This is a genomic window from Microbacterium sp. LWH10-1.2, assembly GCF_038397765.1.
GTDB lineage: Bacteria > Actinomycetota > Actinomycetes > Actinomycetales > Microbacteriaceae > Microbacterium > Microbacterium natoriense.
The window spans coordinates 1,647,442-1,674,382 of record NZ_CP151638.1; the positions used below are offsets into that span (position 1 = coordinate 1,647,442).

26 protein-coding genes are annotated in these 26,941 nt (G+C 69.2%); 11 read left to right on the forward strand and 15 right to left on the reverse strand.

Features of this window, described 5'->3' with window-relative positions; genetic code table 11:
* Positions 1–53 precede the first annotated feature (53 nt).
* Positions 54–3,599 carry a chromosome segregation protein SMC gene (gene smc / locus MRBLWH10_RS07885; protein WP_341942256.1) on the reverse strand — a complete coding sequence of 1,182 codons (3,546 nt, stop codon included), beginning with the start codon at positions 3,597–3,599 and terminating at the stop codon, positions 54–56.
* A gap of 537 nt (positions 3,600–4,136) precedes the next feature.
* On the opposite strand from smc, the gene MRBLWH10_RS07890 reads away from it, so the two are divergent.
* From MRBLWH10_RS07890 to MRBLWH10_RS07915, 6 genes are all read left to right on the forward strand, one after another.
* Positions 4,137–4,418 (forward strand): hypothetical protein, encoded by a 282-nt coding sequence (locus MRBLWH10_RS07890; RefSeq protein WP_223586489.1) that lies wholly within the window; start codon positions 4,137–4,139, stop codon positions 4,416–4,418.
* 39 nt (positions 4,419–4,457) lie between these two features.
* Positions 4,458–5,543 carry a GNAT family N-acetyltransferase gene (locus MRBLWH10_RS07895; RefSeq protein ID WP_341942257.1) on the forward strand — a complete coding sequence of 362 codons (1,086 nt, stop codon included), beginning with the start codon at positions 4,458–4,460 and terminating at the stop codon, positions 5,541–5,543.
* Positions 5,540–6,619 (forward strand): GNAT family N-acetyltransferase, encoded by a 1,080-nt coding sequence (locus MRBLWH10_RS07900; protein WP_341942258.1) that lies wholly within the window; start codon positions 5,540–5,542, stop codon positions 6,617–6,619. The genes MRBLWH10_RS07895 and MRBLWH10_RS07900 overlap by 4 nt, the downstream gene beginning before the upstream one ends.
* A gap of 78 nt (positions 6,620–6,697) precedes the next feature.
* Entirely contained in the window at positions 6,698–7,393 is a 696-nt protein-coding gene (locus MRBLWH10_RS07905; RefSeq protein ID WP_341942259.1) for an ABC transporter ATP-binding protein, read from the forward strand.
* The gene (locus MRBLWH10_RS07910) at positions 7,390–8,712 is read left to right on the forward strand and encodes an FtsX-like permease family protein (protein ID WP_341942260.1); all 1,323 of its coding nucleotides are present in this window, start codon (positions 7,390–7,392) and stop codon (positions 8,710–8,712) included. The genes MRBLWH10_RS07905 and MRBLWH10_RS07910 overlap by 4 nt, the downstream gene beginning before the upstream one ends.
* 40 nt (positions 8,713–8,752) lie before the next feature.
* Entirely contained in the window at positions 8,753–9,691 is a 939-nt protein-coding gene (locus tag MRBLWH10_RS07915) for a Dyp-type peroxidase (RefSeq protein WP_341942261.1), read from the forward strand.
* Between the two features lie 51 nt (positions 9,692–9,742).
* Here the strand turns inward: MRBLWH10_RS07915 and MRBLWH10_RS07920 are convergent, their stop codons facing one another.
* The 7 genes from MRBLWH10_RS07920 to MRBLWH10_RS07950 are packed head-to-tail and all read right to left on the reverse strand — an operon-like array spanning position 9,743 to position 15,412.
* Positions 9,743–10,264 (reverse strand): hypothetical protein, encoded by a 522-nt coding sequence (locus MRBLWH10_RS07920; RefSeq protein WP_341942262.1) that lies wholly within the window; start codon positions 10,262–10,264, stop codon positions 9,743–9,745.
* A gap of 53 nt (positions 10,265–10,317) precedes the next feature.
* On the reverse strand, positions 10,318–11,181 hold the full coding sequence (mutM, locus tag MRBLWH10_RS07925; RefSeq protein WP_341942263.1) for a bifunctional DNA-formamidopyrimidine glycosylase/DNA-(apurinic or apyrimidinic site) lyase: 864 nt from the start codon (positions 11,179–11,181) through the stop codon (positions 10,318–10,320).
* Positions 11,174–11,866 (reverse strand): ribonuclease III, encoded by a 693-nt coding sequence (rnc, locus tag MRBLWH10_RS07930; RefSeq protein ID WP_105673331.1) that lies wholly within the window; start codon positions 11,864–11,866, stop codon positions 11,174–11,176. The genes mutM and rnc overlap by 8 nt, the downstream gene beginning before the upstream one ends.
* Positions 11,867–11,882: 16 nt before the next feature.
* Positions 11,883–12,092 carry a 50S ribosomal protein L32 gene (gene rpmF, locus MRBLWH10_RS07935; protein ID WP_013586329.1) on the reverse strand — a complete coding sequence of 70 codons (210 nt, stop codon included), beginning with the start codon at positions 12,090–12,092 and terminating at the stop codon, positions 11,883–11,885.
* A gap of 2 nt (positions 12,093–12,094) precedes the next feature.
* Positions 12,095–12,643: a DUF177 domain-containing protein gene (locus tag MRBLWH10_RS07940; RefSeq protein WP_105673377.1), complete on the reverse strand. Its 549-nt coding sequence runs from the start codon at positions 12,641–12,643 to the stop codon at positions 12,095–12,097.
* Positions 12,644–12,694: 51 nt separating this feature from the next.
* Positions 12,695–13,192, reverse strand: coding sequence for a pantetheine-phosphate adenylyltransferase (gene coaD, locus MRBLWH10_RS07945; protein WP_105673330.1), 498 nt, complete (start codon positions 13,190–13,192; stop codon positions 12,695–12,697).
* A 51-nt stretch (positions 13,193–13,243) separates the two neighbouring features.
* On the reverse strand, positions 13,244–15,412 hold the full coding sequence (locus tag MRBLWH10_RS07950) for an ATP-dependent DNA helicase RecG (protein WP_341942265.1): 2,169 nt from the start codon (positions 15,410–15,412) through the stop codon (positions 13,244–13,246).
* A gap of 87 nt (positions 15,413–15,499) precedes the next feature.
* Between MRBLWH10_RS07950 and rsmD the strand changes: the two genes are divergently transcribed.
* Positions 15,500–16,093, forward strand: coding sequence for a 16S rRNA (guanine(966)-N(2))-methyltransferase RsmD (gene rsmD / locus MRBLWH10_RS07955; protein WP_341942266.1), 594 nt, complete (start codon positions 15,500–15,502; stop codon positions 16,091–16,093).
* Here rsmD and thiL read toward each other — a convergent pair.
* Entirely contained in the window at positions 16,063–17,058 is a 996-nt protein-coding gene (gene thiL, locus MRBLWH10_RS07960) for a thiamine-phosphate kinase (RefSeq protein ID WP_341942267.1), read from the reverse strand. The two genes, rsmD and thiL, sit on opposite strands and share 31 nt — an antisense overlap.
* A gap of 23 nt (positions 17,059–17,081) precedes the next feature.
* Here thiL and MRBLWH10_RS07965 point away from each other — a divergent pair, with 23 nt between their 5' ends.
* Both MRBLWH10_RS07965 and MRBLWH10_RS07970 read left to right on the forward strand, forming a co-directional pair.
* The gene (locus tag MRBLWH10_RS07965) at positions 17,082–17,555 is read left to right on the forward strand and encodes a DUF3515 family protein (protein ID WP_341942268.1); all 474 of its coding nucleotides are present in this window, start codon (positions 17,082–17,084) and stop codon (positions 17,553–17,555) included.
* Positions 17,555–17,773: a PLDc N-terminal domain-containing protein gene (locus tag MRBLWH10_RS07970; protein WP_341942269.1), complete on the forward strand. Its 219-nt coding sequence runs from the start codon at positions 17,555–17,557 to the stop codon at positions 17,771–17,773. The genes MRBLWH10_RS07965 and MRBLWH10_RS07970 overlap by 1 nt, the downstream gene beginning before the upstream one ends.
* A gap of 10 nt (positions 17,774–17,783) precedes the next feature.
* On the opposite strand, the gene MRBLWH10_RS07975 is transcribed toward MRBLWH10_RS07970, so the two are convergent.
* The 6 genes from MRBLWH10_RS07975 to leuC all read right to left on the reverse strand — a co-directional run bounded on the left by MRBLWH10_RS07975 (position 17,784) and on the right by leuC (position 24,132).
* Positions 17,784–18,866: a D-alanine--D-alanine ligase family protein gene (locus MRBLWH10_RS07975; RefSeq protein ID WP_341942270.1), complete on the reverse strand. Its 1,083-nt coding sequence runs from the start codon at positions 18,864–18,866 to the stop codon at positions 17,784–17,786.
* Positions 18,772–19,905 carry an NAD(P)H-dependent glycerol-3-phosphate dehydrogenase gene (locus MRBLWH10_RS07980; RefSeq protein WP_105673323.1) on the reverse strand — a complete coding sequence of 378 codons (1,134 nt, stop codon included), beginning with the start codon at positions 19,903–19,905 and terminating at the stop codon, positions 18,772–18,774. The genes MRBLWH10_RS07975 and MRBLWH10_RS07980 overlap by 95 nt, the downstream gene beginning before the upstream one ends.
* Positions 19,895–20,647: a lysophospholipid acyltransferase family protein gene (locus tag MRBLWH10_RS07985; protein WP_341942271.1), complete on the reverse strand. Its 753-nt coding sequence runs from the start codon at positions 20,645–20,647 to the stop codon at positions 19,895–19,897. The genes MRBLWH10_RS07980 and MRBLWH10_RS07985 overlap by 11 nt, the downstream gene beginning before the upstream one ends.
* A 5-nt stretch (positions 20,648–20,652) precedes the next feature.
* Complete coding sequence (gene murA / locus MRBLWH10_RS07990) at positions 20,653–22,020, reverse strand: UDP-N-acetylglucosamine 1-carboxyvinyltransferase (protein WP_341942272.1); 1,368 nt, start codon at positions 22,018–22,020, stop codon at positions 20,653–20,655.
* A gap of 67 nt (positions 22,021–22,087) precedes the next feature.
* Positions 22,088–22,684 carry a 3-isopropylmalate dehydratase small subunit gene (leuD, locus tag MRBLWH10_RS07995; RefSeq protein WP_341942273.1) on the reverse strand — a complete coding sequence of 199 codons (597 nt, stop codon included), beginning with the start codon at positions 22,682–22,684 and terminating at the stop codon, positions 22,088–22,090.
* A gap of 2 nt (positions 22,685–22,686) precedes the next feature.
* Entirely contained in the window at positions 22,687–24,132 is a 1,446-nt protein-coding gene (gene leuC, locus MRBLWH10_RS08000) for a 3-isopropylmalate dehydratase large subunit (RefSeq protein WP_105673319.1), read from the reverse strand.
* A gap of 185 nt (positions 24,133–24,317) precedes the next feature.
* Between leuC and MRBLWH10_RS08005 the strand changes: the two genes are divergently transcribed.
* On the forward strand, positions 24,318–25,613 hold the full coding sequence (locus MRBLWH10_RS08005; protein ID WP_341942274.1) for a PLP-dependent transferase: 1,296 nt from the start codon (positions 24,318–24,320) through the stop codon (positions 25,611–25,613).
* Complete coding sequence (locus MRBLWH10_RS08010) at positions 25,610–26,923, forward strand: LLM class flavin-dependent oxidoreductase (protein WP_341942275.1); 1,314 nt, start codon at positions 25,610–25,612, stop codon at positions 26,921–26,923. Before MRBLWH10_RS08005 ends, MRBLWH10_RS08010 begins: the two co-directional genes overlap by 4 nt.
* Positions 26,924–26,941: the final 18 nt, after the last annotated feature.

Consider the following 26,941-nt stretch of genomic DNA (forward strand, 5'->3'; position numbering starts at 1 on the left):
ACTCACCGTGTCGACACGGAACGGTCAGGGTTCTCCGACCGGCGACGGCGATGTCAGCTCACTGTGGCCGCCCGGTCGCCCACGCGCTGTCCGACGACGGCCGAGACGCCGTCCTGGCGCATCGAGACGCCGTAGAGGGCGTCGGCGATCTCCATCGTGCGCTTCTGGTGAGTGATCACCAGAAGCTGAGAGCTCTCGCGCAGCTGCTCGAACACGCTCAGAAGCCGGCCGAGGTTGGCGTCATCGAGCGCAGCCTCAACCTCGTCGAGGATGTAGAAGGGGCTGGGCCGCGCCTTGAAGATCGCGACCAGCAGCGCCACCGCCGCGAGCGAGCGCTCCCCACCGGACAGCAGAGACAGGCGTTCGATCTTCTTCCCCACGGGGCGCACAGAGACCTCGATCCCGGTCGTGAGCATGTTGTCGGGATCGGTGAGCGAGATGCTCCCCGTTCCACCGGGGAACAGCAGCGGGAAGACCTCGCCGAAAGCCGTCTTCGTGTCGTCGAATGCGCTCGCGAAGATCGTCTGCATGCGCTCGTCGAGGTCGGCGATGATCGTCAGCAGATCCTGCCGGGTCTGCGTGAGATCGGCGAGCTGCTCGGTGAGGAACGCATGCCTCTGCTCCAGCGCGGCGAACTCCTCCAGAGCGAGCGGATTGACTCGTCCGAGCTGCGCGAGCTTGCGCTCGGCATCCGCCAGTCGACGCTGCTGGATACGGCGATCGAAGGGGATCGCGGTGTCGTCTGCGCCGTCGCCCTCGGGTGGCTCGACGCCAGGATCACGCGGAACGAGCTGATCAGGTCCATATTCCGCAATGAGAATATCTTCGTCGAGTGCGAGTTCTGAGGAGACGCGCTCGAGCAGGCTGTTCAGATGCAGCTTCTTCTCGTGGATCTGCAGCTCGAGCCCGTGGACGCTCTCGGTGAGGCCGGCGAGACGCTCGCGGAGCGAGTTCTCCTGAGTGCGCAGCGCGGTGAGCTCCTCGTTCTGCGCGGAGCGAGCGGCCTCCGCCTCGGCCAGGGCGACACGGGCTTCCGTCACCGAGCGGTCGAGGGAGTCGAGGATGCGCGGAAGCTCCTGCGCGACCCCGGATGCCGACTCGCGCTGAGCGCGGCGCACGACCGCCCTACGAGCAGCTTCGGCCGCGGCATCGCGCTCCTGTTCCCGCTGCCGTTCCAGAGACGCGACGCGGGCTTGGCCCGCTCGCACGCGCTCCCGCAGGGTCTCGATGTCGAGGCGTGCCCGCACCTCCCCCTCACGGGCGAGCTCGAGCGCCTCGAGAAGGCCGTCTCTGGCAGAGGCGTCGAGGACCGGGCGAGGTGCGTCGACGGCCTTCTCCAGCTCCGCTTTCGCGGCGTCGGCCTTCGCCTCGGCCTCGGCGACGGCGGCCTGCGCCTGGTCGAGTCCTGACTTCAGCCGCTCGCACTCCGCGACCGCGGACTCGTGTCGCACCGTGATCCGGTTGACCTGCTCCGCGTGGCTCGCCAGTGCGGCGTCGTGCTCCCGCAGCGCGCGCAGCGCGTCCTTCGCCTGACGGCGGGTCGTCTCCATGAGGTCGTTCGCATCCTCGCGGGCCTCGCGGAGCGAGTCGACGATCACCTGCACCTCGGCGAGCCGCTCCGTGGCGGCGTCGCGCTCGGCGGCGAGTTCGATGCGCGAACGCTCCCCGCCCGAACCGGTGCGCAGGGTCTGGGCGGTGACGACGTCTCCACCCAGCGTGACGATCGTGGTCGTGGTGTCGCCCGTCGCATCCAGGGCCGACCGAGCCGCGCGTGCGGCATCGAGGTCGTCGGCGATCAGGACGTGCGAGAGGATGCCGAGGACTCCCTCTGGCGCGGTGACGGTGTCGATCGCGGGGGTCACCCCGGGCATCGACGGCAACGACGCCGACGGACGCGGCGCCTCGGCGACGACGAAGTCCACGACTCCCCTGCGCTGCTCGGCAGCCTCCGCCGCAAGCGTGAACGCATCGACGGGCGTGTCCACGAGCACGCCCTCCACGAGGGGACCGAGTACGGCGGCGACGGCCGCCTCGAAACCCGAGCGGACCTGCACCGAGTCGCCCACGAGTCCGCGGATGCCCGCGCCCCCTGTCCTGACGATCTCCGCGGCCCCGCCGGACAGGGACAGCGCGCTGCCGAGGGCCGCGGCCTTGGCCGTCAGCGAATCCACCTCGCGCTCGGCCGCGTGCAGCCGTTCACGCAGGGTCTCCCGTTCGGCCTCGGCGGCCGTCGCCGCCTTCTGCGCCGCTTCGTATGCCGCGGCGTGCTCGGCGGCCGTGCCATCAGGCGCCTCGGCGTCATCGATCGACTCCAGAGCCTCCGCCGCTTCCCGGCGACGCGCCTCGGCCGCCTCCAGCGCGTTCTCCTGACGGAGCACAGCGCCGCGGACGGCGGCGAGAGTGGATGCGGCGGCCTCTGCGGCTCCTCGAAGCGCGGTCAGACGCATGTCGTACTCGGAGACGAGCGCGCTCTGCTCGGCGATGTCGACGTCCAGGGTGTCCAGCTCTGCGCGAGCGTGCACGACCTCTCTGCTCGCGACCGTGGCCGCATCCTGCGCGTCGCCCAGACCGGCGGAGATCTCGGTGATCTCGTCCTTCACCTCGTCGATGGTCGCCTGTGTGACGGTCACCGCGGTCACCGCGGCGTCGTCCTCCTCCGATCCGAGGAGCGCGAGGCGCTGATTCGCGAGCGTGTAGAGCCCGCGCATCCGCTCCTGCACCTGCTCCAGGCCGAAGGCGATCCCGCGCGCCCTGTCGACCGCGACGGAGTTCTGATCCTGCTCGAGGCGGGTGATCCCCGCGCGCACCGCCTCCGCCTGGTCGGAGAGCACCAGGCGCTCGGTGTGGCGCTCGTGCTCGGTGCGCGTGTGATCCGCGAGAGCCGCGCGGAGCGCGACGACGTCGTCGGCGAAGATGCGGGCCTTCGCATCGCGCACGACGGCGGCGATCGTCTGCGCCTCGCGGGCGATCTCGGCCTGGCGTCCCAGAGGCTTGAGCTGTCTGCGGATCTCGCCGGCCAGGTCGCTGAGGCGCGTGAGATTCGCCTCCATCGCGTCGAGCTTGCGCAGGGTCTTCTCCTTGCGCCGTCGATGCTTCAGGATGCCGGCGGCCTCCTCGATGAAGCCACGACGGTCTTCGGGCGAAGCCTGGAGAACGGTGTCGAGGCGCCCCTGACCGACGATGACGTGCATCTCACGGCCGAGACCGGAGTCGCTGAGCAGCTCCTGCACATCGAGAAGCCGGCAGTTCTCCCCGTTGATCGCGTACTCGCTGGATCCGTTGCGGAACAGCGTGCGACTGATCGTCACCTCGGCGTAGTCGATCGGGAGGGCTCCGTCGGCGTTGTCGATCGTGAGCTGGACCTCGGCGCGCCCCAGGGGTCCTCGCGTCGAAGTCCCGGCGAAGATGACGTCCTCCATCTTGCCGCCGCGGAGCGTCTTGGCCCCCTGTTCGCCCATGACCCAGGCGAGCGCGTCCACGACGTTCGACTTGCCGGATCCGTTCGGCCCCACGATGCAGGTGACCCCGGGTTCGAAGACGAAGCTCGTCGGCTGCGCGAACGATTTGAACCCCTTGAGCGTCAGGCTCTTCAGATGCATGCGGAGGCCACTCGGTCAGGGAGAATCACGCCCATACGCTACCGGAATCACGGGCGTCGGCGGGGATACCGCGCGGAACGCGACCGAACCCGATCGCCTCGCGACACGCCGTGCGACACGCCCGGTGCTTGACTCCCGATCCGAACGTTCGCTACGGTAACCACCGGATCGCAACACGAAAAGGAGGTTACCGATGATGATTCTGCTCAACGCACAGGCCACTGGCCTCGCCGCGCGTGTTTATGCCGCGCCGCGTTCTGCGTTCTCGGTGACCGCTTTCGGCGACCGTCGCAGCGCGCTCTCGTAGAACCGCACTCTGAGATTCGCCCGCCACAGGTGGGTTCTCTCTTCGTGGTCTCTCCGCGCCCCGTCCTCTGATCTCCTCGCAGATCACGGCCACCGCCGTTCCGGCTCCCGCTCTTCTCAGCGGCATCCGTCGGCGGACCTCCACCGCACCCACCGCTCCCGCCGAACGGCTCCGGTCGTCGTCGGTGGCGTCTCCGCACCCCATCACCATCATTCATCGAAGGAATCACCGTGAATACCACGCTGTACGCCAGCACCACCCACCCGCCGGATACCGAGGACCAGCTGGTCCTGCAGATCCCCGCACCCCGCGATCAGCGGCGCCTGGCGCTCGCCGATCGGCTGTCCCTGAGGATCGGTCTGTGGCTGCTCCAACGGGCGCAGCGGCCTCGTCGGGCACCGCGCGCACTCGCGCTCGCTCCCGACGACGGCTTCTTCATCGAGCGGCGGGAACGTTCTGCCGCCGAGACCCACGCCCTGCTCATGTACGAGCTGCAACGGCAGATGCGCTGACCAACGCGCAGTGAAAGCTGCGCCGACAGGAGAACACACATGAGCATCCCGCTCACCGATACCGCCACGCTGCATCCGCTCGTGCTCCCCGCACGGGCGGATGCGGCGGACGCGGCCGACCTCATCGAGTACGCGCGAGTGCGGAACGCCTCGCTGACCGAGATCACGGGCAGAGACGACGATCACCTCGCGCCGGCTGCCCTGCTGGCGCTCCTCCGGTCGGACGCCGACCTGGAGCGCCGGCAGTGGCTGATCCGCATCGGCGAGGAGGCCGTCGGCGTCGCCGTCCTGAACATCATCGCGGACGACGGCGGCCGCGCGGCCTTCTTCACGATCAACCTGCTCCGCTCCGTATGGAGCAGGGGCATCGGCACTGCGGCGCTGCGCTTCATCGAGCAGCAGGCCGCGATCGCAGGAGTCGCGCGGTTGCTGGTCTGGATCGAGCACACCGACGCCGACGAGTCCCGGCTGGACTCGCCCACCGGCTTCGGAAGCATCCCGAAGGACCACGGCGCTCGTTTCCTGCTCCGCCACGGATTCGCGCTGGAGCAGGTCGAACGCGTCAGCGCCTTCGAGCTGAGTGGCGACGCCGACCGGCTCCGCACTCTGCACGCGGAGGCCGCTGCGCACGCGCCGGGATACCACATCGTGAGCTGGCAGCTGCCCACTCCCGCCGAGTTCGTCGACGGGTACGCCCGCCTGAAGCAGGCCATGTCGACGGACGCCCCTGACGCCGACCTCGACATGCCGGAAGAGGAGTGGGACTCCGAGCGTGTCGCTCGTCACGACGACCGCTACCTCCAGCGTGGGGAGACGGTGCTCGTCACCGCCGCCCAGCACGCGGAGACGGGTGAGCTCTGCGCCTTCAACGAGCTGTCGATCGGCGGGGAGCTGGGTCTCACGACCCACCAGGCCGACACCCTGGTGCGTTCTGCGCACCGCGGGCATCGACTCGGGATGCTCGTCAAGACGGCGGGGCTGCTCGACTGGAGGGATCTCCGACCCGACAGTCCCCGCGTGATCACCTGGAACGCCGAGGAGAACCGGCCGATGCTCTCCATCAACGAAGCCCTCGGCTTCACCCCGATCGCCTACGAAGGCGCCTGGAGGAAGGACCTCTCATGACCACCCCGCCCATCACGATCTCTCCGCTCGTGGTGCCACGAACCCTGAGCGATGACGACGCCGGCGACTTCCTCGCGTTCGCCGCCCTGAACCGCCGCATCTGCGATGAGGCCGTCGGACTGCCCGATCTCTCCCCCTCCGCCGAGGAGCTGCTGCCCTCATGGCTGGACGACACGGACACCCAGGAGGTGGGTTTCGTGGCTCGTGTCGACGGAGAGATCCTCGGCATGGTTTCCGTCGCGTTCGCGCAGGAGGACGGTGCGCAGACGGCCGAGATCGACCTGCTCGTCGCGGAGGAGCACTGGGGCCGCGGCGTCGAGGAGGCGCTCCTCGCAGGCGCCGAGGAGGAGTCCCGGTCGCGCGGACGCAGCATCCTGCAGACGTGGACCCTGCACCGTCCGATCGACGCGGAGCGCATGCTGACGCCCGGCACGGGGTGGGGCCGCATCCCGGCCACTCCCCTGGCCGATCTCTTCGCCGGCGCGGGGTACGGCCTCGAGCAGGTGGAGCGCAACAGCGAGCTCGATCTGCATGCCGACGACACCGGCATCCGGCAGGCGCTGGCGGACGCCGAGGCCTTCGCGGGGGCCGACTACCGCGTCATCTCCTGGAACCTGCCCACCCCTGCCGAACTGCGAGAGGGGTACGCCTCCATCCTCGCCCGGCTGTCGACGGATGCTCCGAGCGGTGACATGGAGTTCGTCGCCGAGCACTGGGACGCCGAGCGCGTGATCCGCCGAGAGTCGCGGCTGCTCGACGGGGGTCAACTGGTCTCCGTCGCCGCGGTGCAGCATGCGCCGACCGGCGCGCTCGTGGCCTACAACGAGCTGGTCATCGCGAAGGAGCGCGCAGGGGTCACCCATCAGTTCGGCACCCTCGTCGCGAAGGAGCACCGCGGGCACAGGCTCGGAACGATCGTGAAGTGCGCCAACCTTCTGCGGTGGCGCGATCTCGTCCCCGCGGCGACGGTGGTCTCCACCTTCAACGCCGAGGAGAACCGGCCGATGCTCGACATCAACGAGGCCATCGGTTTCGTCCCGGTCTCGTACGCCGGCGCGTGGCAGAAGAGGATCTGAGACATCATCCGTCCGATGTAGCCGGATCACTCCTCTGGCCGATGACGGCGGTGAGGGCGTGACGAGAGGCTGGGAAGCATGAACTCCTCCGTCCTCGAAGCTCACGCCCTCACCAAGACCTACGGCACGACCCGTGCCCTCGCCGGGATGGACCTGGCGATCAACCGCGGCGAGTCCGTCGCGATCATGGGCGCGTCGGGGTCGGGCAAGACGACCCTCCTGCACGTGCTCGCGGGGATCGTCACCCCCGACAGCGGCTCGGTGACCTTCCGACCCGCTGTCGGCGACCCCATCCTTCTCACCGGACTCGGCGAGTCCGCGCGCTCGCGCCTGCGGAGAGAGCGTCTCGGCTTCGTCTTCCAGCAGGGTCTCCTCATCCCCGAACTCACCGCCGTCGAGAACGTCGCACTCGCCTCCATGATCAACGGGACCAAGCGAGCGGATGCCGTGCAGCATGCGGCATCCTGGCTGTCCGCGCTCGGACTCGCAGGCATGGAAGACCGGCGCATCGGCGAGCTGTCCGGAGGTCAGGCGCAGCGCGTGGCCATCGCGCGCGCCCAGGCGACCGGCGCCGAACTCGTGTTCGCCGACGAACCGACGGGGGCCCTCGATTCGCGCACCTCGCACGAGGTCATGGACGCGCTGCTGTGGTCGACCACCGGTCAGGGCCGCACGCTCGTCGTCGTCACCCACGATGCGGAGGTCGCCTCCCGCTGCTCACGGACGATCGCGGTCCGCGACGGCCTGATCGTCTCGTCGGCGGTGTCGGCATGAACCCCCGCGTCCTCGCGCTGCTGCTGCGCCCATCCCCCGGGCAGGCGGGAGTGCTGATGCTCCCCGTCGTCGCGTTCGGCGTGGTGACGACGCTCGTGCTCACGGTCGTCGGCGGCGCTCAGTCGTTCTGGTCCTGGACCGACGAGTTCGCGCCCCTCTACCAAGCGCTCGCGGCGATCGCCCTCGCGCTCCTCATCGTCCCCCTCATGAGTCTGGGCGGCGCCGCCGCGCGGCTGTCGGCTCGACGCCGCGACGAGCGCCTGTCGACTCTGCGTCTGCTGGGCGTCACCCCGCTCGGCGTCGGGGTCGCCACGGTGTTCGAGTCCGTGCTCCTGGCCGGTACCGGTGCACTCGTCGGGGTGCTCGGTCATCTCGCCATCAGTCCGCTCATCGCCCTGATCCCGTTCCGGGGTCAGGCGCTCGGGCTCGGCGCGGTCCTGCTCCCGCCCCTGCACGTCCTCGCCGTCATCGCCGGGGTGCTGCTCGTCGCGGCCGCCAGCGCTGCGATCGGCCTGCGTCGAGTCGTGATCTCGCCGCTGGGAGTGCGGATGCGGGCCACGGCATCCGGTGTGCACTGGATCCGCTTCGTGCTCGGCGCCTCCGTGATCGCGATCGCCTTCCTCCTCATCAAGCTCGTTCCGCAGATCGCCGGTCTCGTGACGACCATCGTCGTGCTCGCCGCTCTCTTCGGCGCCGCTCTCGCGGTCCTCAACCTCGTCGGACCGTGGGTGCTCAAGGTGTCGGCGTCCCGTCAGCTGCGCCGAGCCGAGGTGCCCGAGAGACTGCTCGCCGCACGGATCGTGCTCGACTCCCCCAAGTCCGCATGGCGCCAGGTGAGCGGCATCGCGATGGCGAGCTTCATGGCCGTGTTCGCCGGAACCGGAGTCTCGCTCATGAACGTGATGAGTTCCGCGGGCGCCGAGAGCGGAGACATCGCGATCGCGCGCGACATGCGCACCGGACTGATCATCACGCTCGTCGCCTCGTTCCTCATGGTCGCGGCATCCGTCGGAGTGAACCAGGCCTCGTCGATCCTCGACGAGCGCGAGCTGCACCGCAGCCTGCACTATCTCGGTGTGCCCATGGCGACGGTCGACCGAGCCCGTCGGCGGGCGATCATGTCGCCGCTGCTCATCACGTCCATCGGTTCCGCGCTCTGCGCCGGGCTCCTCGTGTTCCCGCTTCTGGGGATCGCCATGATCATCGCCCCGGAGTCGCTCCTCACCATCGCGCTCGTCGTCGCGGTCGGCATCGGGGTGGTCTGGGCGGGTGCACTGGCCACGCGACCGCTCCTCGCCCGCTCGTTCCAGGCGGCCTGAGTCGCCTGCTAGTCTGCTCGCTGACCGTGAGGAGACGAGAGTGTCGGAACGCCGTGTGCCCATTGCCCCGCAGCAGGTCGATGCGCCGCTGACGAGGACGGCGATCTTCCTGGTGGTCACCCTCGCGGACACCGGGACGGATGCCGCGCGGGAGGTCGTCTCCGGCATCGAGGACCTCGTGAAGACCGTCGGCTTCCGAGACCTCGGCGCGCGACTCTCCTGCACCGTCGGGGTCGGCGCGCGGGTGTGGGAACGGCTCACCTCGCACCCGCTGCCGTCGGAACTGCACGCGTTCCCCGAAGTGCAGGGGCAGGTGCATACGGCGGTTTCCACTCCGGGGGATCTGCTGTTCCACATCCGTTCCGAGAGGCAGGATCTCTGCTTCGAACTCGAACGGCTGATCCTGGAGCAGCTCGGCGACGCCGCACACGTCGAAGACGAGACCTGGGGGTTCCGCTACTTCGACGCGCGCGATCTGCTCGGCTTCGTCGACGGGACGGCCAATCCGGTCGGTCCCGATCTGCCCGAGGCCACCCTGGTCGGGGCGGAGGACTCGGCGTTCGCCGGCGGCAGCTACGTCGTGGTGCAGAAGTACCTGCACGACCTCGGTGCGTGGCAGAGTCTGTCGACCGAGCAGCAGGAGGCGATCATCGGGCGACGCAAGGCCGACAACGTCGAACTCGACGATGCGGCGTCGGGCACCCAGCAGGCGCACAAGTCGCTCGCCACGATCGTCGATGAGACGGGCGAGCACGACATCCTCCGCGACAACATGCCGTTCGGGCGGCCAGGCGCCGGTGAGTTCGGCACCTACTTCATCGGCTACTCACGACGTCTCTGGGTCACGGAGAAGATGATCGAGCGCATGTTCATCGGTGACCCGCCGGGCCTGCACGACCGCATCCTCGACTTCTCGACCGCGCGCACGGGGACGACGTTCTTCGCGCCCTCTGCGACGTTCCTGGCCTCGCTCGGCTGACTCCGCCATCGTCGCCCGGCCTGAGCCGCGACCAACGACGCTGATCGAATCTCAGGTGTCGTACTCGCCCGAATCCCAGGGGGCGTAGACCGCCATGTAGTCCCCCGGCTCGACCGTGACGTTCCAGTACCATTCCTCGTCCGGATCGTCGGCGTCGGGGCCGTTCAAGACCATCCCGAACGCGTGTCCGTGCGCCACGATGCTGAACGGGGCGATCGTGATGTCGTCGAAGGTCACGGGACCGAGCTGCGCCAGGAGGGCGGCAAGGGCATCGGACTGCTCCGTGGAGTCCGCAGGATTGCCCGGGAGCGCCGAGTCCTCCGGCCGGGGTCCGAGTGCCACGATCTGCGCGTCCATGAGATCGCCCTCGCCGTCGAACAGGTACCGCGCGACGAACTCGGCGCTCGCTCCGGACGTCACGGCACTCGTGAAGGGCGTGGTGATGAAGAACTGCTGACCGTCCGCGGTCCTGCCGACGTACCGTGCGTGATAGTCGTCATGTGCGATCAGGAACACGTCGGGCGCCGGCGCGTCATCGTGATCGAGGAGGGCTCGGTCGAGAGGGGCGGGCATGCCATCAAGCTACACCGGACGCCGGACCGCTCATTACGCAGTCAGCCTGCCGCTCAGCGTCGTCGCTGACACCTCGGGCAGAAGTGCGATCCTCGGTTCATGAAGCTCTCGCGCACGATGGGTGTCCCGCATCGATGGCACGGCGTGCCCTGCTGCCCGTAGGCGTTGAGCGAGTGCGCGAAGTACCCGGCCTGTCCGTTGACGTTCACGTACTGTGCATCGAAGCTGGTGCCGCCCTCTGCCAGCGCCTTCGCGAGCACCGAGCGCACCTCGGCGAGGAGTCGCCGAACGGCCTGCGTCGACAGCGCGTTCGCCGGTGTCTCGGGGTGGATGCGCGACGCCCACAGCGACTCGTCCGCGTAGATGTTGCCGACGCCGCTGATCACGCCCTGATCGAGCAGCACGCGTTTGACGGCGCTGCCGCGGGTGCGGAGCGCCGCGCGGAACGCACCGTCATCGAACTCGGGATCGATCGGATCGCGAGCGATGTGGACGACCTGGGACGGGATCGACGTCCGTCCGTCGATGACGAGCGGATCGACCGCGAGCGAGCCGAACGTGCGCTGATCGGAGAAGACGACGGCCAGCTCGCCGTGCGTCGGATGTTCCAGATGGATGCGGATGCGCTCATGGCGCTCAGCCGGAGCCTCCGGCGCCCGGAGCAGCATCTGTCCGCTCATGCCGAGGTGCGCGATGAGAGCATCGCTGCCGGTGTCGAGCGGGAGCCAGAGGAACTTGCCACGCCGCTCGGCTCCGGTGAAGGTGCGTCCTTCGAGGCGTCCGACGAAGTCTGCTGCTCCGGCGGGATGCCGGGTCAGTGCGCGCTCGTCGAAGACACTGACCGCGGTGATCTGCGAGCCGATGGCGGCGGGAGCGAGACCCGCTCGCACCACCTCGACCTCTGGCAGCTCAGGCACGCTCGTCGAGCACGCGCCAGGCGTTGAGCGCCGCCGCCATCTCCGCGGTCTTCTTGCTGGTGCCGTTGCCCGTCATGCTGACGTCCCCGACGACGACGGTCGCGGTGAACCGACGGTCGTGATCAGGCCCGCTGGCCTCGATCGAGTACTGCGGCGGCGTCGCGCCGACGCGCGCGGCGAGCTCCTGCAGGCTCGTCTTCGGGTCCATCGCTGCCCCGTACCGTTCGGGGTCGGCGAGGAGCGGCTTGGTCAGCCGGAGCACCAGTTCCGTGGCGGCATCGGGACCAGCCGACAGATAGGTGGCACCGATGACGGCTTCCATCGTGTCGGCGAGGATCGAGTCCTTGTCGCGTCCACCGGTCTGCTCCTCGCCGCGGCCCAGCAGGAGATGATCGCCGAGGCGGATGCCCCGGGCGACCTCTGCCAGTGCCACGGTCGAGACGACACTCGCCCTGCGCTTCGCCAGCTCGCCCTCATCGAGGTCGGGATTCGTCGTGAAGAGCATGACGGTCACCGCCTGCCCGAGGACCGAGTCGCCGAGGAACTCCAGGCGCTCGTTGTGAGGGATCCCGCCGTGCTCGTACGCGTACGAACGGTGGGTCAGGGCCAACTCCAGAAGCTCCGCGTCGATATCGACGCGGAGCTTATCCGGAAGAGGCCGTGCCCCGTCGGGCGCCTCTGTCAGCGACGTGATGAGCGTCTCAGACGTCGGCGACCTTGCGGCCCTTGTACTCGAGGAAGAGCTCGGTGCCCTGCGAGTCTGTGACGACCTTCGCCTGGTGGGGGCGGCTGTAGACGACCTTGCCGTTCTCGATCGTCTTGACGAGGGCAGGAGCCTCCGCCTTCCACTGCGCACGGCGCGAGCGGGTGTTCGAACGGGAAACCTTGCGCTTCGGGGGGTTACCAGCCATGACTAGCTCTCTTCTTTCTCGGCGGCGCGGCTCTCTGCCGTTCCGTCTTGGTCTGTGATCTGCTGGAGCGCACTCCATCGAGGATCGATGGGAGCGGCCTGCTCCGTTCCGGTGCTCACGGTCAGCCTCTCGCCCGTTCTCGGGTCGAGACCCAGGCAATCCGGCTGACACACCGGCTGAAAAGGAAGCGACAACACGGCCGCATCCCTGACCAGAGTTTCAAGATCCACGTGGTCGTCTTGAACCTCGAAGTCAGTTTCTTCCTGACCAGGATACGCGAAAAGCTCCTGGAACTCGACTTCGACAGGCTGTGCGATGTCGATCAGGCATCGGCCGCACACTCCGGAGTACTCGCCTTCGGCCGTTCCGGACACCAGAATGCCCTCGTGGACGGACTCGAGACGCACATCGAGGTCGAGTTCAGAGCCCTCGGCATAGGTGACGATCCCCTCGCCCCACTGCTCGTCGAGACGGACGGTGAAGGCGTGCTCGCGCATCTCTCCCGGGTGGCGGACGATGTCGCGGACAGGGAGGATGAAGGGGCCATTCAGACGGGGACGCACCCCGCCATGTTACCGGCTCTCACCTGGGTGATCGCCGACTCAGATCCCGCGTGCGCCGGTGTCGAGGAAGGCCGCGACGGCCGGAGGCACGAAGGGCGTGACATCTCCGCCGAGGCCCGCCACCTGACGGACCAGCGAGCTGGACACCATCGCGTGCGAGGGGTCGGGCAGCAGGAACACGGTCTCGATGTCGGCCAGGTGCCTGTTCACGATCGCCATGGGTGATTCGTAGGCGACGTCGATCTGCGATCGGATGCCCTTGACGAGCACCCCCGCGTTCACGTCGCGCGCGTAGTCGACGAGCAGGCCCATGCTCCACGAGCCGATGACGATGTTGCCGCCCATGCCGTCTTCGGCGATGGACTGCTCCAGCAGCGCGAGGCGCTGGGCGATGGGCAGCATGGCCTCTTTGCCGGGATTGTGCACGACGAGCACGTGCAGCTCGTCGTACAGCTTCGCCGCACGACGGATCACATCGAGGTGACCCAGGGTCGGCGGATCGAAGGAACCCGGGACGACGGCGATCCGGCTGCTCACTTCGACTCCTTCGATCGCTCAGTGCACCGCATGCCACAAGCCTAAGGCACGTCAGTTCTTCGCCAGCGCCGCACGGTCTTCGTCAGTCACACGTCGCTCGATCGCCGCTCTCAGGCCGGGGTGCGCGTCGAGGGAGGGATCGGATTCGAGGATCGCCTCCGCGAGTTCCCGCGCGCGCACGATGAGGCCGGAGTCCTTCACCACGCGCAGCAGCTTCAGCGAGGAGCGGACGCCGGCCTGAGCCGCTCCGAGCACATCGCCCTCCCCCCTGAGCTCGAGGTCGACCTCCGCCAGCGCGAAGCCGTCGAGGGTGGCGGCGACGGCATCCACCCTCTCGCGCGCGACAGAGCCGGATTCCGCCTCCGTCACCAGCAGGCACAGCCCGGGGACGCCGCCACGCCCGACGCGACCCCGGAGCTGGTGCAGCTGCGAGACGCCGAACCGATCGGCGTCCAGCACGATCATCGTCGAGGCGTTGGGCACGTCGACGCCGACCTCGATGACCGTGGTCGCGAGGAGCAGGTCGATCTCACCTCTCGCGAAGGACTGCATCACGGCGTCCTTCTCATCGGAGGGCATCTTCCCGTGCAGCACCGCACGTCGCAGGCCGCCCAGCGTCGGATGCGTGGCGAGGGCCTCATCGAGCTGCACGACGCCCCAACGGGGCCCGTTCGCGCCCTCGGCCGCGGGAAGCGCTCCGGCCTCGGCGGTCTTCTTGGTCGTGTCGATGGCCGCGCACACGGCGAACACCTGCCGCCCCTGGGCGATCTCCTCGGACGCGCGCTCCCACACGCGGTTGAACCACCCCGGATGCTCTGCGAGGGGCGCCACGAACGATTGGATGCCCGCTCGTCCGGCCGGCATCGTCCGGATGACGGATGTGTCGAGATCGCCGAAGACCGTCATGGCGACGGTCCGCGGGATCGGCGTTGCCGTCAGCACGAGGGCGTGCGGACTCGATCCCTTCGCTCGCAGAGCCTCGCGCTGCTCGACTCCGAAGCGATGCTGCTCGTCGACGACGACGAGGCCGAGATCGGCGAATGTCGTCTTCTCACCGAGCAGCGCATGGGTTCCCACGACGATGAGCGCCTGACCCGATGCCACGCGAAGCGCCGCCTTGCGCCGGTCGGCGGCCGGCATCTGACCGGTGAGGAGCGTCGGCATCACGAGCGGCGCGAGTTCGGGGCCGAGCATCTTCGCGATCGACCGCAGATGCTGGCCTGCAAGAACCTCCGTCGGAGCGATCAGCGCCGCCTGGCCTCCGGACTCCGCCACCTGCAGCATCGCCCTGAGCGCGACCAGCGTCTTGCCCGAGCCGACCTCGCCCTGCACGAGGCGGTTCATGGGCCACGCGCCGACGAGGTCTTCCGCGACCTGCTCGCCGACCGTCTGCTGGTCCGGGGTGAGGGTGTACGGGAGCGCCGCGTCGAATCGTTCGAGAAGCCCACCGGGCCGTGCGGGGCGCGTCGTCGCCGCGAGCGCGCGCACCGCATCGCGCTGCTGCAGCAGTGCCGTCTGAAGGGTCAGCGCCTCGTGCATGCGCAGCGTCCGCACCGCAGGATCGATGTCGTTCCGGGTCTTCGGGCGATGGATCTGGTCGAGAGCCTCTCTCGCGGTGAGCAGCTCCTCTCGACGGCGGACGGCGTCGGGCAGCGGCTCCGGGACATCGCCGAGATCGTCGAGGACTCTGACCACGAACTTCGCGATCTGCCAGGTCTGCAGGCTCGCGGTCGCGGGATAGATCGGGATGAGGACGGCGGCTCGCGCGTCGGCGCGTCGACGCGCCGCATCCTCGTCGTCGAACAGCTCGTACTCCGGATGGGCGAACTGCGTGACGCCGTTGAACTCCCCCACCTTGCCGGAGAAGACCCCGCGTCTCCCGACCGCGAGCTCCTCGGAACGCCACTTCGCCGCACCGAGGTTCTTCGCGAAGAAGGTCAGGGACATCTTGCCGATGCCGTCGCCGATCACCACATCGACCATGGCGCCCTTGCGGTTGCGCATGGCCCGCGCGCTGGACGAGAGGACCTCGGCGACGATCGTGACGGTCTCCCCGAGCGGCAGCTCGCGGATGGGCGTGAGCTCGCCTGGGTCGGCGTAGCGACGTGGGTAGTGCGACAGCAGGTCGCCGACGCTCTGCATCCCGAAGGCGCGGTTCAGCGTCTTCGCGGGCGTCGGCCCGAGCGCCTCGTCCAGCGACGAGTCGAGAGTGAGCGGCATGACAACGACTCTATCGACGCCGACGGACACCGAAACCGGTGACCGGCCCTGGCCATCCCTCCGTCGCCTCTGTCGTATCGTGAACAGGTGACTAGGATCATCGCCGGCAAGGCCAGAGGAGCGCGCCTCGACGTGCCGAGCTCGGGCACCCGCCCGACCAGCGACCGGGTGCGGGAGTCGCTCTTCGGTGCGCTCGAATCCGCGGAGGCGATCGCGGGTGCGCGTGTCCTCGATCTGTACGCCGGCTCCGGTGCGCTGGGCCTCGAGGCGCTGAGTCGAGGGGCCCTGAGCGTCGACCTGGTCGAGCGGGGGCGCCCGGCCGCCGCGATCGTGCGACGCAACGCCGCGACCACGGCGAAGGCCGGAGGTCTCGAGATGGCCCGCGTGCACGAGAGCGCGGTGCATCAGTTCCTCCTGCGCGCCACAGGACCCTACGACCTGGTCTTCTCCGACCCGCCCTACGACATCGAGGACGCGGCGATGAACGCAGACCTCCTCGCGCTCGCCCCGCTCCTCTCCCCCGACGCGCTGGTCATCGTCGAACGCGCGAAGCGGTCGGCCGCACCCGACTTCGACGGCGCCGGACTCTCCCTGTTCCGGGAGAAGAACTACGGCGACACGACGCTCTGGTGGGCCGAGCCCGCCGACGATCAGCCCGCCGCGGAGTCCCAGTCCCGATAGGGATCCCAGCCGCTGATGTCGACGAGTGCCTCATCGCAGAGGAGCGACTCGGCGCCGGCCGTGCGCACGACGCCGATCGTGCGGAAACCGGCCGGAACGGAATCGGCGGGGAAGGTCGCGAGCAGGGCGTGGTCCTCGCCGCCCGCCAGCGCCCTCGTCGGGTCCGCCCCGAGGCGGGCGCCGTCCAGGGCGATCGTCACACCGGATGCCGCCGCCAGGCGCCGCGCGTCCAGCGCGAGGCCGTCGGAGATGTCCATCATCGCCGTCGCCCCGGCGACGGCGGCGAACGGACCGAGTCCGATCGGCGGAGACGGGCGCAGCTGGGCGTCGAGCGCCGCACGCTCCCCCTCGGCGAGCCGCGTGGGGTCGACCGGGACAGGCGTCTCGCCGTCTCGGAAGCGGCCGAACAGCACGGCGAGTCCGCGGGCCGCTGCTCCCAGCTCTCCCGCAACCGCCACGACGTCACCGGGCCGAGCCCCCGCCCGCGTCACGGCAGCTCGACCCTCGAGGTCTCCGAGTGCCGTCACCGCGACCGTGAGCACGTCGGACACGGTCAGGTCACCGCCCACGACCGAGCACCCTGGAGCGAGGGCTGCGCAAGCGTCTCGGAAGCCGTCGGCCAGACTCTCCACGAGGGACAGCCGGAGGTCGCGGGGCACGGCGAGAGCCACCAGCAGCGCGGTCGGGCGCGCCCCCATGGCCGCGACGTCGGCGAGGTTGACAGCGGCCGACTTCCAGCCGAGGTCGTAGCCGCTCGACCAGGCGAGACGGAAGTCCGGACCGTGCACGAGCGTGTCCGTCGTCGCGACGACGGTTCCCGACGGCGCAGCGATCACGGCGGCGTCGTCGCCGGGCCCGATGATCGTGTGCGAGGCGGGAGCGGTCCTGGCGAGGATGGCCCGCAGGATCTCTCCCTCGGACAGCTCTCCGAGGTGCGGATCGTCGGCATCGGGTCGGGAGGGCATGAAGTCAAAGGTAGCCTGGAAGCATGCGCCTCTCTCGCCGTCTCGCCGTCGCCGCGGGTGCAGTGACTCTGCTCGCCGCACTCTCCGGATGCTCGACGACGATCCACCTCGAAGCGGCCAAGGACGCGAACAATCCCGCCTGCGCCGATGTGTCGGTTCTCCTGCCGTCGGCGCTCGGAGAGCTCGACAGGGTGTGGACGGATGCCCAGGCCACCGGAGCCTGGGGAGACGACCCGACGGTGGTGCTCCGCTGCGGCGTCGCCGTGCCTGCTCCCTCTGCGCTGGTCTGCCAGACCTTCAGCGGCGTCGACTGGCTCGTGCTCGACCAGGAGGAGGACCGCCAGCGACTCGTCACGTTCGGCCGCGACCCCGCGATCGAACTGAGCATCCGCCGGGGCACCGAGGTGGACTTCCGCACGATCGTGGACAAGCTCTCCACGAGCATCCAGGCCGGTCTCCAGCCCGCGACGGCGAAGTGCACGGCTCGGGAGGGCTGATGAATCCCCTGATCCCCACGGAGTACGACGTCGCCATGAGCGTGCTGGCCGTCGCGGCGATGCTGTTCACGCTGTGCGCGTTCGTCTCGATGGTGCGCGATCGGAACGCGACCGGGGTGACGTTCCTGGTCTGGCTCCTGATCGTCGTGCTGGCGCCCGTGCTGGGGCCTGCCGCATGGTTCTGCTACGGACGCACGGCCGTCGCCGCACGCCCGTAGCGGGGGACGCTCAGCGGCGCAGGCCGGCCTCGATCAGCTCGGAGATCAGATCGCCGTAGCTCAGCCCTGAGGCGACCCAGCACTTCGGGAACATCGAGATCGGCGTGAAGCCGGGCATCGTGTTCAGCTCGTTGACGACCAGCTCGCCCGCGGGCGTCAGGAACATGTCGACGCGAGCCAGACCACGACCGTCGACGGCCTCGAACGCGCGGACACCGGCCTCCTGGATCGCCGAGACCTCGGCATCCGTGAGCTCCGCCGGGCACACCACGTCGACGCCGTCTCCGCCGAGGTACTTGCCCTCGAAGTCGTAGAAGCCGCGCGAGGTCAGGACGATCTCCCCCGGCAGCGACGCCCGGACGCCCTCCGCGCCCTCGAGAACGGCGACCTCGATCTCGCGGCCGGACACTCCGGTCTCGATGAGCACCTTGTCGTCCTCAGCGAACGCGATGGCCAGAGCCGCATCCAGCTCGGCGAGGTCGTCGACCTTGGACACGCCGACGCTGGACCCCGCACGGGCGGGCTTGACGAAGAGCGGCAGCCCCAGCACCTCAGCCGAGGTGCGCACGCCTGCGGCATCCGTGGCCCATTCGCGGGCGCGCACCGTCACCCAGGGCGCCACGGCGATGCCTGCGGCCCGCAGCGCGATCTTCATGAAGTGCTTGTCCATGCACAGCGCGGAATCGAGCACGCCGCCACCGGCATACGGGACCTCGAGCGTGTCGAAGTAACCCTGGATGGTGCCGTCCTCGCCGTGCGGTCCGTGGAGGATGGGCAGGACGACGTCGATCTCGCCGAGCCCGTCGATCGAGCCGTCGGGCTGCACGACGCGCAGGGTGCGGTCTCCGCCGGGCTCCGGCCACAGCACCCGGGTGCCGTTGTCCACGACCTCGGGAAGGTGCGCGGCATCCAGCGGGAACTTCGCCGGGTCGTCCTCCTCGAGCACGAACGCCCCCTCGCGGGTGATCCCCACGGGGATCACGGCGTAGCGGTCGCGATCAATCGCGCCCAGAACCCCGCCCGCCGTTGCGGAACTGATCGAATGCTCGCTGGAGCGCCCTCCGAAGAGCACCACCACCGTCTGCTTGTCCAAGATTGGTCCTCTCCCCCTGCGGGGTGTCGTCGTCCGTCGTCAGGTGCGGTGCGATGTCACGGGGATCCATCTTCCCGTCCAGCACCATCTTCACCTGTTCGACGATGGGCATGTCGACCTCCGACTCGCGTGCCAGCTGCAGCACCGGAGCGACGGACGCGAGTCCCTCGGCGGTCTGCTGCATCTGCTTCACGACGTCCTGGAAGCTGTACCCCTGGCCGAGCAGGCGCCCGGCCGTGTTGTTGCGGCTCAGCGGAGACTGGCACGTGGCGATCAGATCGCCCAGGCCTGCGAGGCCCTGCAGAGTCTCCGGGTGCGCGCCGTTGGCGACCGCGAAGTCGGTCATCTCCACGAGTCCGCGGGTGATGATCGACGCCTTGGTGTTCTCACCGTACCCGACGCCGTCGACGATGCCGATCGCGACGGCGATGAGGTTCTTCAGCACGCCGCCGAACTCGGTGCCGATGACATCCGTGTTCACGAAGGTGCGGAAGTAGCTGTTGCGCGCCGCCCTGGCGATCGTCTCCGCCGTCTCCAGGCTCCGCGAGGAGATCACGGCCGCGGTGGGCTGCTCACGCGCGATCTCGAGCGCGAGGTTGGGCCCCGAGGCCACCGCGATCCGCTCCGGGTCGCAGCGGAGCTCCTGCTCGATGACCTGGCTCATGCGCAGACCCGTCGAGCGCTCCACGCCCTTCATCAGGCTGACGATCTTCACGTCGCTGTCGGCGAGAAGAGGGCGCAGCGCCTTGAGGTTCTCGCGGAGTGACTGGCTGGGCACCGACAGGTACACCTGCTCGACGTCGCGCATCGCGATCGCGAGCTCATGCGTCGCCGCCATCGTGCGGGGCAGGTTGATGCCCGGAAGGTAGCGGGAGTTCCGCTTCGCCTCGTCGATCTCGTGGGCCAGCTCGGCGCGACGCGCCCACATCGTCACCTGGGCTCCGCCGTCGGCGAGGATCTTGCCGAAGGTCGTCCCCCAGCTTCCGGCGCCGACGACGGCGACCTTCGGCCCCGCCTGCGGGGTTCTCTTAGGAGTCAAGGCGACCCGTCTCCTTCTGACCGTGCGACGCCGGGTTCCAGCGCTCCGCGGGAGCCTTCTCGTCGCGGAGGTCTTCCAACAGCGCAGTGATGGCGTTCATCAGACGGTTGGTGGCCTCGGTGAGCGCGGACTGCTCCCCCGCACGCCCGCGGAGGTCCGAGAGGTCCACGGGGTCGCCGATGACGATGTTCACCGGCTTGCGCAGAGGCCACAGGCTCAGCCCCTTCTGGTAGCGGCCCATGATCGCCTGCGTGCCCCACTGCGCCATCGGGATGAGCGGGATGTCGTCGGCGAGTGCCAGACGCACCGCGCCGGACTTCCCCCGCATCGGCCACAGGTCGGGGTCGCGGGTCAGCGTGCCCTCCGGATAGACGATGACGCCCCTCCCGTGCTCGACGAGCTCCTCGGACTGCTTCATGGTCTGCTTCGCGGCGGTCGCCGACGAGGAGCGTGCGACCGGGATCATCCCGGTGCGGCGGAGCAGCCACCCCAGGACCGGGATCTTGAACAGGCTGTCCTTCGCCATGAACCGCGGAGCACGTCCCAGCCGCCACACGGCGACGGCGACGATCAGCGGATCGAACTCCGAATAGTGGTTGGGCGCGAGCACGAAGGCGCCCTGAGCGGGCAGCTTCTCCTTGCCCGTGACCCGGATCTTCGCGAGCAGCGAGATCAGCGGGACCACGATCACCGCGAGCGGCCAGAACAGGCTCGGCCGCCGGGTCTCCGACCTGGCACCCATTCCGGTCACCGGATGACGTCGAAGTCGGCCCCGAGGGCGTCGAGCTTCGCCAGGAACTTCTCGTAGCCGCGGCTGAGGATGTCGACGCCGGAGACCTTCGACTCGCCGGTCGCCGTGAGCGCGGCGATCACGTGGCTGTAGCCGCCGCGAAGGTCGGGAACCACGATGTCGGCGCCGTGCAGCGGCGTGGGCCCGGTGATCACCGCAGCCTGCTCGAGGTCGCGACGGGGCACCCGACGCGGACCGTCCTGGAGGCCACGCGGATGCACGACGATGTCGGCGCCCATCTTGACGAGCGCGTCAGTGAAGCCCATGCGGTTCTCGTAGACCGTCTCGTGCACGACAGAGCGTCCGTGGGCCTGCGTGAGCGCCACGACCAGCGGCTGCTGCCAGTCGGTCATGAAGCCGGGGTGCACGTCGGTCTCCACGACGACGGGCTTGAGCTCGCCGTCGCGGCGGAAGAGGATGCCGTCCTCCTGGATGTCGAACCAGCCACCCGCCTTGCGGAACACGTTGAGGAAGGTGAGCATCTCCTGCTGCTTGGCGCCTCCGACGAAGATCTCCCCGTCGGTGGCGAGGGCGGCGGAAGCCCAGGATGCGGCCTCGTTGCGGTCGAAGATGGAACGGTGGTCGTAGCCGCGCAGCGTCTCCACGCCCTCGATCACGATGACGCGGTTGGGCTCGTAGGAGATGATCGCGCCCATCTTCTGCAAGACGGCGATGAGATCCATGATCTCCGGCTCGATGGCCGCGTTGCGCAGCTCCGTCGTGCCCTCGGCGCGGACGGCGGTGAGCAGGACCTGCTCGGTCGCCCCGACGCTCGGGTACGGGAGGTGGATGTTGGCCCCGTGCAGTCGGGCGCCGCCGGTGGACAGTCGGATGCCGCTGGGCAGCTTCTCGACGATGGCGCCGAACTTGCGCAGCGCGTCCAGGTGGAAGTCGATCGGACGGTCGCCGATGCGGCAGCCGCCGAGATCGGGGATGAACGCCTGCCCGAGGCGGTGCAGAAGCGGGCCGCAGAACAGGATCGGAATGCGCGACGCACCGGCGTGGGCGTCGATCTCCTCCATGTGCGCGGACTCGACACCGACCGGGTCGAAGACCAGGGAGCCCGGCTCGTCGCCCGGCTTGACCTGGACGCCGTGCACCTCGAGCAGCGAGCGCACCACGGCGACGTCGCTCAGATCAGGCACATCCCGGAGCGTGCTCGCTGTCTCGCCGAGGAGGGTCGCGACCATCGCCTTGGTGGCGAGGTTCTTCGCCCCCTTGACGTCGACGCGGCCGCGCAGCGGGCGCCCTCCGCGAATGGCGAGGACGTCTCCGGTGAGAGCGGGAACTCCGTCCGGAAGAGCATCGCGCACGGGTGTCGTCATTCGGAGCCTCACTTCAATCCACTGTTTCGGGGGCGGGTTTGCCCCTGGCTCGCCCGCCCCTTCCGTGTCACTGAACGGGGAGGGTTCGAGGCCGCCACGACTCGCGTCGGGCCTCGAACTGCGCGATCTTGTCTTCGTTGCGCAGCGTGAGCCCGATGTCATCGAGCCCTTCGAGGAGCCGCCATCTAGTGTAATCGTCGATCCCGATGTCGGCCTGGATCCCGCCGATCGACGCGGTGCGCTCCTCGAGGTTCACGGTGATCCGCGCCCCGGGATTCCGGTCGATCTCGGCCCAGATGCTCTCCAGATCCTCTTCGGAGATCGTGGCTGCGAGCAGGCCCTGCTTGCCCGAGTTCCCCCGGAAGATGTCGGCGAATCGCGGGCTGAGCACGACCGAGAAGCCGAAGTCGCGCAGCGCCCAGACGGCGTGCTCGCGGCTGGACCCGGTGCCGAAGTCGGGCCCGGCGACGAGCACGGATGCGCCCTGGAACGGCTCCTGGTTCAACACGAAGTCGGGGTCCTGACGCCAGGCGTGGAAGAGGGCGTCGTCGAAGCCGGTCTTGGTGACGCGCTTCAGGAACACCGCGGGGATGATCTGGTCGGTGTCGACGTTCGAGCGCTTCAGCGGCGCCGCGATGCCGGTGTGGGTGGTGAACTTCTCCATGATCAGACCTCCGCCGTCTCGTTCAGATCGCTCGGGCTGGACAGGGTTCCGCGGATGGCGGTCGCCGCGGCGACCAGCGGCGAGACCAGATGAGTGCGCCCGCCCTTGCCCTGACGGCCCTCGAAGTTGCGGTTAGACGTCGAGGCGCAGCGCTCCCCCGGAGCGAGCTGATCGGGGTTCATGCCGAGGCACATCGAGCAGCCGGCGAAACGCCACTCCGCACCGAAGTCCGTGATGATCCGGTCCAGGCCCTCGGCCTCGGCCTCGAGGCGCACGCGCGCAGACCCGGGGACCACCATCACGCGGACCCCGTCTGCCTTCTTCTTGCCCTCGATGATGGACGCGAAGGCCCGCAGATCCTCGATGCGGCTGTTGGTGCACGAGCCCATGAACACGGCATCCACGGGCACCTCCTTGAGCGGGGTGCCCGGAGTCAGGTCCATGTACTCGAGCGCGCGCTCGGCGGCCGCGCGCTCGTTCGGGTCGGCGATGTCGGCCGGGTTCGGGACGGATGCCGACAGGGAGCTGCCCTGACCGGGGTTGGTGCCCCACGTGACGAACGGCTCCAGCGCGTCGGCGTCGATGAACACCTCAGCGTCGAAGACCGCACCCTCATCGGTGGGAAGCGTGCGCCAGTAGGCGACGGCGTCCTCCCAGTCCTGACCCTTCGGAGCGTGCGGCTTGTCCTTCACGTACGCGAAGGTCGTCTCGTCGGGGGCGACCATGCCCGCGCGGGCTCCCGCCTCGATCGACATGTTGCAGATCGTCATGCGGCCCTCCATCGAGAGCGCGCGGATGGCGCTTCCGCGGAACTCGAGGACGTACCCCTGACCTCCGCCGGTGCCGATCTTCGCGATGACCGCGAGGATGATGTCCTTGGCCGTGACGCCGGGTCGCAGAGTGCCCTCGACGTTGATCGCCATGGTCTTGAAGGGCTTGAGCGGGAGCGTCTGCGTCGCCATGACGTGCTCGACCTCGCTCGTGCCGATGCCGAACGCCATCGCGCCGAACGCGCCGTGGGTGGAGGTGTGCGAGTCGCCGCAGACGACCGTGATGCCCGGCATGGTCAGTCCCAGCTGGGGGCCGACGACGTGGACGATGCCCTGCTCAGCGTCGCCGAGAGAGTGCAGGCGGACACCGAACTCCGCGGCGTTGCGGCGGAGGGTGTCGATCTGGGTGCGGCTGGTGAGGTCGGCGATCGGCTTGTCGATCTCCCACGTTGGCGTGTTGTGGTCCTCCGTGGCGATCGTGAGGTCGAGCCGCCGCAGCGGGCGCCCCTCGCTGCGGAGACCGTCGAAGGCCTGCGGGCTCGTCACCTCGTGGACGAGGTGCAGATCGATGTAGATGAGGTCCGGTTCGCCGTTCTCACCCTTGACGACGAGGTGATCGTCCCAGACCTTCTCGGCCAGGGTGCGTGCGGAAGCGGATGCTGCTGCGGGGGTGTTCATCGAATGTCTCCTGAAGCTGGCGGTTCGGCCCACAGTGGACTCCGCGACGAGGAGGGGCTCAGAACGAGGTCTCGTCGCGGCCGCTAAGAAGGAGCACGATCCGCATGACGTCAGATTACCACCGGTTCCGCGTGCTCCGGCACGGCGTGACACGCTGAGGAATCCGCACCACCGAGAGGCACCGCATGACCGTCGACACCGCCAGCTTCTTCACCCGAGCGCTGCACGCGGGGCGCGATCGGGAGACGGCTTCATCGCGCGCGACGCCGATCTACCTCACGGCGGGCTTCGAGTTCGACGACTTCGACCACGCGGCCCATCACTTCGGCACCGGAGACGGATTCGGGTACACGCGCACCGGCAACCCGACGGTCCGCGCCGTCGAACGCCAGCTCGCGGCTCTCGAGTCTGGCGCGGACGCCGTCCTCGTGGCCAGCGGCCAGGCGGCCGTCGCCGTCGCCCTGCTCACGGTCGCAGGGGCCGGCGACCACATCGTCTCGTCCGCACACATCTACGAGGGGACCCGCGGGCTGCTCGTCGACAACCTCGCCCGTCTCGGCATCGAGACGACCTTCATCGACGACATCGGCGACCCCGATGCCTGGCGTGCCGCGATCCGCCCCACCACACGCGCGCTGTTCGCGGAGTCGATCGCGAACGCGCGCAACGACATCCTCGACATCGCCGCCATCGCCGCGATCGGCGACGAGCACGCCGTCCCGCTCATCGTCGACAACACCCTCGGCACGCCGTATCTGGTGCGGCCGCTCGAGCACGGGGCATCCATCGTGGTCCACTCCGCGTCGAAGTTCCTCGCCGGCCACGGCTCGGTGCTGGGCGGCGTGGTCGTCGACGACGGACGCTTCGACGCCGATCGCGCGGGTCACAACGCCCCGCACCTGGTGCTCCCCGGGCGCGGCGGACTGCCGAGCGTCGCCGCGCGACACGGCGGCCTCGCCCGCATCGCGTACGCGCGGGAGTCCGTGGCTCCGCGCTTCGGCGCATCGCCGTCGCCGCTCAACGCGTTCCTCATCGGGCAGGGAGCCGAGACGCTGGGGCTGCGCGTCGAGCGCCAGTCCAGGAACGCGCTCGACGTCGCCCGTTGGCTGGAGGCGCACGACGCGGTGGAGAGCGTGGACTACGCGGGGCTGGAGAGCCACCCCGACCATGCTCTCGCGCAGCGGTACCTCGGCGGAGGCCACGGCTCGATCTTCACGTTCACTCTCCGCGGCGGTCTGGAGGCGGCGCGTGATGTCGTCGAGAGCGTGAGCGTGTTCACGCACATGACGCACATCGGCGACGTCCGCTCGCTCGTGCTTCATCCCGCGACCACGAGCCACGCGTACCGGACCCAGGAGGAACGCGACGCGCTCGGCATCCGACCGGGCACCCTCCGTGTGTCCATCGGCATCGAGGACGTCGACGATCTCATCGCCGATCTCTCGCGGGCACTCGCCACCGTCTGGGAGAAGGTCGCATGACGCGCCAACAGCACTTCGGCTGGTTCCTCGCCCGCGGCTTCGGCCCGCAGGGATGGGGATACCCGTCTCTCGACTGGGACTACGACTGGACCCGCCCCGACATCTATCAGGAGGCCGCCCGCACTCTCGAGCAGGCCGGATTCGACCTGGTGATCATCGAGGACGCCCCGTCGCTCGGCTCCGCCGAGACGATCGGCCTCCGCGTACGACACGCCTTCGGCGGCCCCAAGCACGACCCGCTGCTGCTCGCGCCCTACATCTTCCAGGCGACCCGCCACCTGGGCGTCGTGCCGACCGTGAACCCGGCCGCCTATCTCCCCTACACGGCGGCACGGCAGTTCTCGACCCTCCAGCACCTCAGCGGTCACCGACTGGGCCTCAACGTCGTCACCGACACCGGGAGCGCTCGGCACTTCTCCGCCGCACCGCAGCTCGGACACGACGAGGCCTACGACCGCGCCGAGGAGTGGCTCGACGGCATCCGCTCGCTCTGGCGCAGCTGGGACGACGGCGCTCTCCTCGCCGATCGAGCGAGCGACGTGTACGCCGACGGTTCCCGGCTGCGCGCCGTGCAGCACCGTGGCGAGCACTTCGCCTTCGACGGACCGCTCAACGCGATCCCGTTCCCACACGGCGAGCCCGCGATCGTGTCGCCGGGCGGCTCAGGGCGAGGCCTCGGGTTCGCAGGCGCGAACTCCGATGTGCAGCTCGCACTGGCGCCTCTGCATGAGGCTTCTGTGCGCGCCTACCGGGCGAAGATCCACGACGCCGCGATCGCCGCCGGCCGGACGCCCGAGGACATCAAGATCCTGTTCGCGATCCAGCCCGTGATCACCACGTCCGCCGAAGAAGCCGACCGCATCGTGGCGGCCTCGGCTCGACCGGACGACACGGCACTCGTGCAGATCGCGCGCAAGCAGTCCAGCGATCTCGAGACCGACCTCACGGCGCTCGACCTCGACCGCCCTCTGGACGTCTCGATCTTCGGGGCGCATGTGTCGCGGGGCAGCATCCAGCGCCTGATCGGCGACCGCGGAGAGGACGCACCGCTGCGCGCGCACCTGACCGCCCTGGCCAAGGCCGGTCGCATCTCCGACCGCACGGGATTCGTCGGCACCGCGGAGGAGTTCGCCGATCTCATCGAGGAGCTCGGCGAGTGGGGCAACGACGGCGTGCTGCTGTGGGGCGACTTCCACCCCGTGACGTTGCACCGCACACTCGATGAGCTGGTCCCTGTGCTGCGTCGCCGCGGCATCCTCCGCCGGGAGTACGTCGACGGCGGGCTGCAGGCGAACCTGCGCGCCTTCTGAGCGCGCAGGTCCGCCTCA